Raw genomic sequence first — 11,894 nt, 5'->3', positions numbered from 1 at the left:
GAGAAACGACCATGGCGCGCCTGACCACCTTGATGTTGTGCCTGACCTTGATCGGTCAGGCCGCCCTGGCCGATGACCTGATGGACAACGCCGACCTCGCCATGGGCGGTGACATGGGCGAACCCCTGTCGATGCAACCACTGCCCGCCGGGCAGCAGGCGCTGATCGACCAGAACGGCCAGTCCAACCGCGCTGCCATCGGCCAGGACGGCCAGGCCCTGCTGGGCCGCATCGTCCAGTCAGGCGGGGCACAGGAGGCGTACATCCTGCAGCAAGGCAGTGACCTGATGGCAACCATCACCCAGCAAGGCTATGGCAACAGCGCCTCGATCACCCAGAGCGGCAGTAACAACCGCGCGCAGATCGAGCAATACGGAAATAGCAACAGTGCCAGCATCGCCCAGGCCGGCTCGGGGCTCTCGAGTTCCGTGATCCAGGCCGGTAGCGGGCAGCACGTGCAGGTCAATCAATACCGTTAAACCTGGAGGCAACACCATGTTCAAGCTCGCTCCCCTAAGCGCCGCCATTGTTCTGGCCCTTGCCGGCCAGGTCATGGCTGACAACAGCCAGTCCACCCAGAACCAGACCGGCGACGAAAACATCGCCGAGGTCAAACAGACTGCCGCGCCCATGAGCAAGACCACCCAGAACCAGATCGGCCTGGGCAACAACCACGCCGCGGTCCAGGAAGGTGGCAACAGCACCATCAACCAGAGCACCGTGGGTGAATACAACGCAGGCTTTGCCGAGCAACTGTTCGAGTTCGGCAGCCAGATCAACCAGCAGTCGGCCGGTTCCCTGAACAATACCCATGCCAGCCAGTCCCTGGGCAACGAGAACCAGGCCCAGCAGACCCAGGAAGGCAGCGGCAACTTCTCGTTCGTCTACCAGGACGCCCAGACCGCCAGCCAGGCCACCACCCTGCAGTACGGCAACGACAACCGCGCCTTCGCCGAGCAGTTGAACCCCACCAGTGTCGTCAGTGGCATCAACAGCGCGCTGGTCATCCAGACCGGTACCAACAACTACGCCGCCGCCGAACACATCACCCACAACAGCGGCCAGGTCGGCATCTACCAGACCGGTGATGACAACTGGGCCTACGGCGACCAGCGCGAAGGCCAGGGCGGTACCGTAGCCATCACCCAGATCGGCACGGCCAACTCCACGGAAGTCTGGCAAGACACCCAGGCCGACAGCCATGCCACCGTCACCCAGATCGGCCAGACCAACGAAAGCGTCGTCGACCAGAGCTTTGGTGACCACAACGTGACCAGCGTTTTCCAGGTCGGCGACCTCAACGCCCTGTATGCCGATCAGTTCGAAGCGATTGGATCGCTCTCGACCCTGGTGCAGTCGGGCTCGGGTAACGTCAGCTACACCTACCAGAATGGCGAGAACCATGTGCTCTCGGTCACCTCCTCCGGTACCGGCAACAAGGTACTGGCCAGCAACTGGAAAGGCGACAAGGCTGGCGGCCAGTTCGGCAGCGGTCAACGCGCCGAGATCAACCAGGCTGGCATGGGCAACAGCGCCAACCTGACCCAGGACGGCATGACCCAGTTGGCGCGGCTGAACCAGAACGGCACCGACAACACCGCCGAACTGACCCAGGTCGACCGCAACAACGAGCTGTACTTCGAGCAGAACGGCACCGACAACCTGTTGATCGCCGATCAGCGCGGTAACGACAACTACGCCACCGGCAACAGCGTCGGCGTGGCCAACAACATCAAGCTGGACCAGTCCGGCACCGGCAACCAGAGCTACACCTGGCAGCTGTATGGCGACAACAACAAAGCCACCATCACCCAGACCGAGGGCGTCAACGTTGCCTTCGTGACCCAGGGCGGCTCGGGTAACCAGGCCATGGTCAACCAGAGCGGTGCGAGCATGACCGCGACCGTTCAGCAGTTTGGTGGCGCAAACCAGGCGACTGTGTTGCAGCAGTGAAACCCATCGCGGGGCAAACCCGCTCCTTCAGGAGCGGGTTTGCCCCGCGATACATGCCCCCCGTACTTTCCCGCTTGGCCGCTATCACCGATGGGGGTGATAGCGGTCCTTTTTTTTGCACCCCGCCACAACCCGCGCGCCAGGGCACTCGCCTTAATATTTTATTTCTTTCCTGACACCTTTACTTGCGAATGATAATCCATATCATTCTCGACCTTCCGAGCGGCCAGTCCCGCTCACCTCAGGTACCAGGAGAAATCTGACATGGCGTCGCGCTTCATGCTTTGCCCTTTGAGTATTGCCGTGCTGGCAACACTGGGCGCCTCCCCGCTCACCGCCGCCCCGTTGCAACCAGACCCTGGCGAGGTCCGGATCCAGCCTACCGACCTGCCGGTCGATGGTACCCGCCAGGCCATCGAACTGGAGAACACCCGGGTACTGGGCACGGCCGAAGAGGAGCTCAAGCAAGCCCCAGGGGTGTCGATCATCACCGCTGAAGACATCAAGAAGCGCCCGCCAGTCAACGACCTGTCAGACATCATTCGCCGCGAACCGGGAGTCAACCTCACCGGCAACAGCAGCAGCGGCGCGCGCGGCAACAACCGCCAGGTCGACCTGCGCGGCATGGGCCCGGAAAACACTCTGATCCTGATCGACGGCAAGCCTTCCACCTCGCGCAACGCCGTGCGCTATGGCTGGAGTGGCGACCGCGATACCCGCGGTGAAACCAACTGGGTGCCGGCCGAAGAAGTCGATCGCATCGAGATCCTGCGCGGCCCGGCCGCCGCCCGCTACGGCTCCGGCGCCATGGGTGGGGTGGTGAACATCATCACCAAGCGCCCGACCCAGGAATATCGCGGCTCGATGACCGTCTACAGCGTATTCCCCGAAGATGATGCCGAGGGCATGGGCAAGCGCGCCAACTTCAGCCTCAGCGGACCGATCAGCGATGACGTGATCTTTCGTGTATACGGCAGCCTGAACAAGACCGACGCCGATGACATGAGGATCAACAGCGGGCACCAGGCGTTCGAGGAATCCTTGATGGCGGGCCGCGAAGGCGTGCGCAACAAGGACGTGAACGGCCTGGTGAGCTGGAAGATCGACCCGTCCAACACCCTGGACCTGGAGTCCAGCTACAGCCGCCAGGGCAACATCTTTGCCGGGGACACCATGCTCAATGCCGGAGGCGAATTCGTCGAAAGCCAGGTGGGCAAGGAAACCAACGTCATGCAGCGCTCGAGCTTCGCCGGCACCCATCGCGGCGACTATGACTGGGGCACCAGCACGGCGTCGCTGTCATATGACCTGACCCGCAACGAGCGTCTCAATGAAGGCCTGGCCGGCTGGGGTGAAGGTGCGCCGTCTGACGGCGCCGGGCGTTTCGAGTCGCGCCTGCGCAATACCCGCGCCACCGGCGAGGTCAACCTGCCCCTGAGCGCAGGGGTGGAGCAGGTGCTGACCATGGGCGCCGAGTACCTCTACGAGTCGCTCAACGATCCTGGCTCGCTGCGCCCGCAAAGTTATGACCCGGGCAGCGAACTGTCGGGCTTTGATCGCTCGCAGACCAAGAGCACCGCACGCAGCTATGCCCTGTACAGCGAAGACAACATCGAGCTGGGCAGCAACACCATCGTCACTCCCGGGCTGCGCTTCGATCACCATGAAGACTTCGGCGGCAACTGGAGCCCGAGCCTGAACGCCTCGCACCAGATCACCGAGGCGCTGAGCATCAAGGGCGGTATCGCACGCGCCTACAAGACCCCGAACATGTACCAGTCCAACCCCAACTACCTGCTCTACAGCCGCGGCGCTGGCTGCAACTCCAGCGAGCTCAACGAAGGTGGCTGCTACTTGCTCGGCAACGCCAGCCTGGAGCCGGAAACCAGCGTCAACAAAGAATTGGGCCTGGCCTACGACAAAGGTACCTGGCGCACTAGCGCGACCTACTTTCGCAACGACTACAAGAACAAGATCGAGGCCGGCAACCAGACGCTGTTCCGCCTGCCCAATGGCCGCCGCATCCTGCGCTGGGAGAACACCGACAAGGCGGTGGTCCAAGGCGTGGAAGGCAATCTGTTCATCGCCCTCTCCCCCACCCTGGACTGGAACACCAACTTCACCTACATGATCGAGTCCGAAGACAAGAAGACCGGCGAGCCGCTGAGCATCATTCCCGAGTACACCGTCAACACCACCCTGGACTGGAACGCCACCGAGAAACTCTCGTTCCAGCTCAATGGCACCTACTACGGCAAGCAGGAGCCGCCCAGCTACAACGCCCGTGCCAACGAGGCACTGGACAAGAGCGTGCAGAAGGACGTCGACCCCTACGGGCTGGTGGGTATCAGCAGCGGCTATGAATTCAACCAGCACTTGAGCGTTCGCATCGGCATCAACAACCTCTTCGACAAGCGCCTGTACCGCGAAGGCAACTCGGACGAGGCCGGCGCGCTGACCTACAACGAACCCGGCCGCGCCTACTACGCATCTTTTACCACCTCATTCTGAGGTCCTACATCAGGCCGACGCTAAAACGTCGGCCTGCATCCGTGGATTTATCGTTTTAGCATCAATAGTTTGTAGGAATACTCTCAGTTTTTGCCCGTTTTAATCCACGCCAGCACACTTCCTATACTATCGCTCCTTGATTCGACATATCGTGAGCGCCCTTCCGGCTATGGCCAGATTTGCCTTCCTGAATGACTCGGGAATTAGCCCCACAGACCCGATTATGGAGTTGCACAATGACCTCGGTGTTGATTGTTGAGGATCATGCGATAGTTCGCTATGCGTTGATTACTTTACTCGAACGTGATCGCCATCAAATCGTCGGTGAAACCGCCGACGGCTCCAATGCCGTAGCATTGGCGCGCAAGCACTGCCCAGAGGTAGTGATACTCGACCTTGGACTGAAAAAAATGGACGGCCTTAGCGTGCTCAGGAGTCTACGCACGCTCGCCCCGCCCCCCCGGGTACTGGTGCTCACCGCCCAACCCCCAGACCTGTTCGCCCGGCGGTGCCTGGATGCCGGTGCCTCGGCGTTCGTGGCCAAGGACAATGACCTGACGGCAGTCACCTTCGCCCTGGACGCGATCCTCAAGGGCTATTCGCTGTTCCCTGACCTCTCGAACTTCCGCAGCCCGCTCAAGAGCGAAGCCGAACGCTTGTCCAAATTGTCCGACCAGGAACTGAACGTATTGCGGCTACTGGCCCGGGGAGAGTCGAACAACGAGATTGCCGAGCGCATGCTCCTGAGCGCAAAGACCATCAGCACCTACAAGACCCGGATCATGGAGAAGCTGGAAGTCAGCTCGCTGGTGGCCTTGTTCGAACTGTCCCGCCGCAACGCACTCTGAAGCGCCCATGCACCTGCTGACCGTATTGCTGCTCGGCAGTCTGCTTGTCTTTTCGCCGTCCCCCTCCCATGCCTCGGACACCGGCGAGCCCCGCCAGCTACTGGCGCGCTCGGTCAGCAGCAGCGCCGCGCCGATCCTCTCGCCAGAAGACCGACGCTGGCTGATCGACAAGCAGCGGTTGCGCCTGGGCACGTCCGCACCGGACTACCCCCCCTTCGATATCAATGTCAGTGGCAACGACTATGAGGGGCTGACGGCCGACTTTGCCGGGCTGATCGGCGAGCTGCTGGGCATTCCCATCGAGGTTCGCCGTTTTGCCAGTCGTGCCCAGGCCATCGCTGCCCTGCAGGCGGGGCAGATCGACCTGCTGGGCAGTGCCAACGGCTTTGAGGCCGAGCACCCGAACCTGGTGCTCAGCCGCGCCTACACCGACGACCAGCCCGTCATCGTGACGGCCTCGGGCAAGCCCCTGGCCATCGACGACCCTCTCAAGGGCCAGCGCCTGGCCATGGTCAATCATTACCTGCCCACCCACACGGTCAACGACCTGTACCCCCAGGCCAGGCTGCAGCTGTACAACTCGGTGCAGGCGGGTCTTTCTGCCGTTGCCCTGGGGCAGGCCGATGCGTTTATCGGCGATGCGGCCAGCAGCGACTACCTGATCACCCGCAATTTCCTGGGCAGCGTACAGATCGACCACTTCATCAAGAACACCCGCGGGGGGTTCGCGATTGCCATGTCCGGCGATGACGCGACCTTGCAACGCCTGGTCAATCTCGCGCTGGGCAGTATCAGCGACAGCGAGCGCTTGAACATCCTGCGCCGCTGGACCAGCGGCAATGCCCGGGTGCTGCTCGATCGCAGCACACTCGACCTCGATGCCGTCGAGCGCGCGTGGATCGAGCAGCATCCTGTGGTGCGGGTCGTCTTCAACAAGTATTTCGCACCCTTGAGTTTCTATGACGACAACCAGCAGTTTCGCGGCATCACTGCCGACGTGCTGGAGCAGATCGGCCTGCGCACCGGGTTGAAGTTCGACATCCTGCATGTCGACTCGCTGGCAGACCTCATGGCACGGGTGGAACACGGCAGCGCCGATGTTGCCGCGGCCCTGGCGCCGAGCCGCGAGCACGAAACCACATTGCGCTTCAGCCGGCCTTATCTGGTCAGCCCGCAAGTGCTGGTAACCCGCAACAGCCCCGATGCGCCAACCCGCACCGAGCAACTCGAGGGCAAGCGCCTGGCCTTGCTGCGCGGCCATCCCCTGAAATCCGAACTGCAGGCGCAGGTCGCGCCCATGGCCCTGGTCGAAGTCGACGATCCGCTGACACTGATGGAGTACGTGGTGGCGGGCAAAGTCGACGCTGCCTTGGCGTCGCAACTCAATGCCGCCTATTTCGCCAGCCGGATGTTCAAGGGCCACTTGCGAATCGCCACACTCCTCAGCGACGAGCCTGGCACCACAGCCTTCGCCGTGGCCCACGACGCCACGGTCCTGCACTCGATCCTCGACAAGGCCCTGCTCAGCATCGCGCCGGACGACATGGCCAAGCTGACCGGCCGCTGGCGGACCAATGCCTTGATCAGTGACAGCCCCTGGTACAACTACCGCAGGCTGGTGATGATGATCGTGCTGGGCGCCGGTCTGTCGATCACCGCAGTGATCATCTGGAACCGCTCCCTGCGAAGCGTGCTCAGGGCACGCAGTGAAGCCGAGCAGGCCTTGCAACAGGAGCTGGGCTTCAGCCAGCGATTGCTTGAGCAATTGCGCCTGGCCAAGGACCAGGCCGAGGATGCCAACCAGGCCAAGAGTACCTTCCTGGCCACCATGAGCCATGAGATCCGCACCCCCATGAACGCCGTCATCGGCCTGCTGGAGCTGGCGATCAAGGAGGCCGAGCAAGGGCGCGCCGATCGCGAATCGCTGCAGGTCGCCTACAGCTCGGCCAAAGGTTTGCTGGAGCTGATCGGCGACATCCTCGACATCGCTCGCATCGAGACCGGGCACATGACCCTCGCGCCCCGGGCGACAGACCTGAACACCCTGGTCAATGGCACCGTTCGAGTGTTCGAGGGCACTGCCCGGCTCAAGGGGCTGGACCTTGGCACTGATCTGCAGCATGCCGGGTGCGCGGTGTCGGTCGACCCGGTGCGCCTCAAGCAGGTCCTTTCCAACCTGATCAGCAATGCGCTCAAATTTACCGAGCACGGCAGCGTCACGGTGGGCATGCAACTCGATGATCGCCAGGCCGGGCACCTGGGCGTCACGTTATGGGTCGCGGATACCGGTATCGGGATCAGCGCCGAAGATCAGCAGCGCCTGTTCCAGAACTTCTCCCAGGTCGCCCCGCAACCCACCCGCCAAGGGGCAGGCCTGGGGCTGGTCATCAGCCGCACCCTGTGCCAACTGATGGGCGGGGATCTACAGCTGTTCAGCAAAGAAGGCCAGGGTACGCGCATGCTGGTCAGCCTGTTGCTGCCCGTGGCCGGGGTGGCCGAGTGCCCGGTGCCTGAACCGGTGTCGCAGCCCCTGAAGACACCCCGGCAGTCGATACTGGTGGTCGATGATTACCCGGCCAACCTGATGCTGCTGGAGCGGCAACTGGGCCTGCTCGGGCATCAGGTCAGCCAGGCCTCGGATGGTCAGCAGGCGCTGGCACTGTGGCAGGTGCAATGTTTTGATGTGGTCATCACCGACTGCCATATGCCAGTCATGGATGGCCACCAGCTGGCGCGGCGCATCCGCCTCCTCGAGCAACAGCAAAAGCGCCCTGCCTGCCTGATTCTCGGCCTGACCGCCAATGCCCAGGCCGAGGAACGCCAGCGTTGCCTGGTCAACGGCATGAACGAGTGCCTGTTCAAACCGATCAGCCTGAACGAGCTGCGCCGCCACCTCTATTCGGCTATCGCCCCCCTCCCCGCGGTCGCCGCGCCGCTGGGCGAATACGCCAGTGGCTTCGATGTCGATAATCTCAGGTACCTGACCCTGGGTGACCCGGCGTTGGTCGAGCGCTTGCTGCACGAACTGGCCCAGAGCAACCGTGAAGACCTCAAGGCCCTGCATGCCCTGGGGCCGCAACCTTCGCGCCAGGCCATGCGCGCCTTCGCCCACCGGATCAAGGGCGGCGCCAAGCTGCTCAAGGCCCGGGGGGTGATACGCCACAGCGAGGCGCTGGAACAGGCCTGCGTCGGGGGCGCGGCGAACGATCAGCTGTACGCCATGCTCGCCACCCTGGAAAAAAGCCTGCTGGCCCTGGACAAGCAACTGAACCAGAGCGTCTCGGCCTGAGCGCCCCTAGTGCAGCTGCAAGGTCGAGTTGATCTGACTGATGGCATCGACCACATGTTGCGATCCCTGCTGGATTTCCAGAATCACCTCGCCGGCCTCGTTGGCCAACTCCACCCCCAGGCCTGTCTGGCTCAAGCTCGACTGCATACTGGCCACCGCGGTCAGTGACAGGTCATGGTTCTGGCGCACCACCTCGACGATTTCCAGGGTGGCCTTGCTGGTTCGCGCTGCCAGGCTGCGCACTTCATCGGCGACCACGGCAAACCCGCGGCCGTGCTCGCCTGCCCGGGCGGCCTCGATGGCGGCATTGAGGGCCAGCAGGTTGGTCTGGTCGGCAATGCCGCGAATGGTCTGGACGATCTGGCCGATCAGCTCCGACTGTTTGCTGACCGCGTCGATGCTGCGGGCCGCGGCATTGAGGTTCTGGGAAATTTCCTCGATCACCTGCACCGTCTGCTGCACCACCTGCGAGCCCTTGCGCGCGCAGGCATCGTTTTGTACCGAGGTGGCATGGGCGGCTTCGGCGGCTGTTTGCTGGGTACTGACCTGGGAGGTGATATCGCTGGCGAACTTGACCACTTTGGCCAAGCGCCCGCAGGTGTCGAAGATCGGATTGTAGGAGGCCTCCAGGTACACCATCTGCCCCAGCTTGTTGACCCGTTCGAAGCGGTGCGAATGATATTCGCCACGATTGAGCGAGGCCCAGAAGGCCTTATAGGCCGCCGACTCGCTTTCGCTCTTGTGGCAGAACAGGCTGTGATGCTGGCCGACGATCTCTTCATGGCGATAATGCATGGTGTCGAGAAAGTTCTGGTTGGCCTTGATCACCTGGCCTTCGGGGGTGAACTCGATCACCGCCATGGAGCGGCCGATGGCCTTGATGAGGCTTTCATTTTCATGTTCGCGGATGACCCGCTGGGTGATGTCACAGGCCACCTTGATCACACTGGTCACCTGCTGGTCCGGGCCGATGACCGGCATGTAGCTGGCCTCCAGCCACACTTCCCCACCCTGGCGATTGTGGCGCAGGAACGTGCCGCTGACCGCCTCGCCCCGACCCAGGTCGCGCCACAGTTTTCGATAATCCTCGCTGTTGGCGTACGCCTGCTCGCAGAAAATCCGGTGGTGTTTGCCGCAGATCTGTTCAAGGCTGTAGCCCATCGACTTGCAGAAATTGTCGTTGGCCGCGATGACGACCCCGTCGGGGCTGAACTCGATCATCGCCATTGAGCGGCTGATGGCGGCCAGTTTGGCACTCATCCCGGCGATCGCCCGGGTGCATTGCTCGATTTCAGCCAGATCGGACTTACGATGGAAATCAAACATCGGAACACCCTCCACGCTCAGGATGTTGCTGAGCATAGATAAACCTTCATGCCGTGCAAGCACTCTGATATCACCCTCCCCATCACAGGGGGGGAGGCCAAGTTCAACTGCTCTCTCGCACCACCAGCTCGAAGCCCAGGTCCTGGTTGTGCACGGCCGCGCGCTTGCCATCGAGTAGCCCGAGCAATGCCTGGGCAGCGCAGCGACCAATGGCGGCGCGCGGCGTACGGATCGAGGTCAGGCGCGGGACCATGTGCGCCGAGGCTGGCAAGTCGTTGAACCCGATCATTGCCACCTGCTGCGGTACCTTGATCCCCAGGCGCAGTGCCTGGAGGATCGCGCCCTGGGCCAAGTCGTCGTTGCAGAAGAAGATCCCGTCGACATCGGGGTGTTGAGCCAGCAACTGACTGAACAGTTCCCCGCCCAGGCCGATGGATGAAGGTTGCGGCGACAGTACCTGCAGCTCATCGGCATATCGGCCCGCCGCGACCAGCGCCTGGCGAAAACCCTCGGCGCGCTGCATTACCCGCGGGTCCAGTTGCGCCGCAATAAAGCCCGGGCGCTGGCATCCGCGCTCAAGCAGATGACGCGCGGCCGCAGCGCCAGCCTCTTGCTGGGAAAACCCCACCGACATGCCCTGGGCCTCGACGCCCAGCTCCATCATGTGGACGCACGGCACGCCACTGGCCACGAGCATCTGCTTGGCCGCTTCGCTGCGGTCGAAGCCTGTGAGCAGCATGCCGCGTGGCTGATAGGCCAGGTAGTTGCGGATCAGGTTCTCTTCTTCGGCGATATCGTAGTGATAGTTGCCTATCAGCACCTCAAGGCCGCGAGGCCGCATGACCTCGTGGATGGCCTCGAGGGTTTCGATGAACAACTGGTTAGACAACGACGGGATCAGCACCACGATCGACTCGCTCTGGGCCGATGCCAGGGCCCGGGCTGCAGGGTTGGCCACATAGCCCAGGGCGGTTGCAGCCTGCTTGACCTTTTCCACCAGCTCCGGGGCAACCGTGCTGACGCCGCGCAAGGCGCGCGAGGCGGTGATCGGGGAAACCCCGGAAAGCCTGGCGACTTCAGCCAGGGTGGGACGACCGGTAGTACGGGAGCCGATGCGGGTCATGGGGAGGTTTTATTTTCGACTTGCAAAGAATAGGGAACGGGCACTAAGGTAGCGCTGTCTCAGAACACAGGCAATGCATAACTGCAGGTAGCCTGAAATGAGCATCCAGACTGCTTATACAAAATCAATAACATCTGGGTGGGGAGCGCCCGAGGCACCTGTCGTCTCGACCAAAGATAGCGCTATCTCACCCTGCAGGAGGTACCGATGAACCCACCCCTGTCCGCGATCGTGGTAATGGGCGTAGCTGGCTGCGGCAAGAGCTCCGTCGGTGCCGCCATCGCCGGCCAAAGCGGCGGCCGCCTGATCGAAGGCGATGCCTTCCACCCCGCTGCCAATATCGCAAAGATGAGCGCCGGAATTCCCCTGGACGATGACGACCGTGCCGGTTGGCTGATTCGCCTGGGCGAAGAACTGCAGGCCACCCTCAAGGCCGGCGAACGTCCCATCCTCACCTGCTCGGCACTGAAAAAGCGCTACCGCGACGCGTTGCGCCATGCCGTGCCGGACCTCGGTTTCGTCTTTCTCGACCTTACCCCCGAAGAAGCCAGCCGCCGGGTGCTCGCCCGCCCCGGGCACTTCATGCCGGCCAGCTTGATCGACAGCCAGTTCGCCGCCCTTGAGCGCCCCGACGGCGAAGCCCTGACCTTGCCCCTGGATGCCACCCTGCCAGTGGAACAGCTCGCTGTACGGGTAGACCTATGGCTAAAGCCCTGCGGTGAACCGGTACTGGCGCGAACGGCCTGAAATGGCAGTTTCTCGGCTCACCAAAGATAGCGCTATCTCAACCAGTAAATGCTGCAAATGCTCCGCCCACAATAATGACAAGACAATGACAAGACGA

General features: G+C 62.5%; 7 protein-coding genes and 2 pseudogenes. 6 read left to right on the top strand and 3 right to left on the bottom strand.

Going from position 1 to position 11,894, the window contains the following annotated elements:
- The first annotated feature begins 11 nt into the window (after positions 1-11).
- The 5 genes from NPS58_RS11805 to NPS58_RS11785 all read left to right on the top strand — a co-directional run bounded on the left by NPS58_RS11805 (position 12) and on the right by NPS58_RS11785 (position 8,601).
- On the top strand, positions 12-479 hold the full coding sequence (locus NPS58_RS11805) for a curlin (RefSeq protein ID WP_274115534.1): 468 nt from the start codon (positions 12-14) through the stop codon (positions 477-479).
- A 16-nt stretch (positions 480-495) separates the two neighbouring features.
- The gene (locus tag NPS58_RS11800; protein WP_274115533.1) at positions 496-1,953 is read left to right on the top strand and encodes a curlin; all 1,458 of its coding nucleotides are present in this window, start codon (positions 496-498) and stop codon (positions 1,951-1,953) included.
- A 264-nt stretch (positions 1,954-2,217) separates the two neighbouring features.
- Positions 2,218-4,464: a FepA family TonB-dependent siderophore receptor gene (locus NPS58_RS11795; protein WP_274115532.1), complete on the top strand. Its 2,247-nt coding sequence runs from the start codon at positions 2,218-2,220 to the stop codon at positions 4,462-4,464.
- A gap of 236 nt (positions 4,465-4,700) precedes the next feature.
- Positions 4,701-5,312: a response regulator transcription factor gene (locus NPS58_RS11790; protein ID WP_274115531.1), complete on the top strand. Its 612-nt coding sequence runs from the start codon at positions 4,701-4,703 to the stop codon at positions 5,310-5,312.
- A 7-nt stretch (positions 5,313-5,319) separates the two neighbouring features.
- Complete coding sequence (locus NPS58_RS11785; RefSeq protein ID WP_274115530.1) at positions 5,320-8,601, top strand: transporter substrate-binding domain-containing protein; 3,282 nt, start codon at positions 5,320-5,322, stop codon at positions 8,599-8,601.
- A 6-nt stretch (positions 8,602-8,607) separates the two neighbouring features.
- Here the strand turns inward: NPS58_RS11785 and NPS58_RS29605 are convergent.
- From NPS58_RS29605 to NPS58_RS11775, 3 genes and pseudogenes are all read right to left on the bottom strand, one after another.
- Positions 8,608-9,039, bottom strand: a pseudogene (locus tag NPS58_RS29605) (methyl-accepting chemotaxis protein); the annotation flags it as partial.
- 105 nt (positions 9,040-9,144) lie between these two features.
- A pseudogene (locus tag NPS58_RS29600) lies at positions 9,145-9,828 on the bottom strand (PAS domain-containing protein); the annotation flags it as partial.
- 202 nt (positions 9,829-10,030) lie between these two features.
- Complete coding sequence (locus tag NPS58_RS11775) at positions 10,031-11,050, bottom strand: LacI family DNA-binding transcriptional regulator (RefSeq protein ID WP_274115529.1); 1,020 nt, start codon at positions 11,048-11,050, stop codon at positions 10,031-10,033.
- 207 nt (positions 11,051-11,257) lie between these two features.
- On the opposite strand from NPS58_RS11775, the gene NPS58_RS11770 reads away from it, so the two are divergent.
- Positions 11,258-11,797 (top strand): gluconokinase, encoded by a 540-nt coding sequence (locus NPS58_RS11770; protein WP_274115528.1) that lies wholly within the window; start codon positions 11,258-11,260, stop codon positions 11,795-11,797.
- The last annotated feature ends 97 nt before the right edge of the window (positions 11,798-11,894 follow it).

This window comes from Pseudomonas putida (assembly GCF_028682455.1).
Lineage (GTDB): Bacteria > Pseudomonadota > Gammaproteobacteria > Pseudomonadales > Pseudomonadaceae > Aquipseudomonas > Aquipseudomonas putida_AA.
Note: the sequence above shows the minus strand (reverse complement) of the source record. Positions and strands in the feature narration are given on the sequence as shown.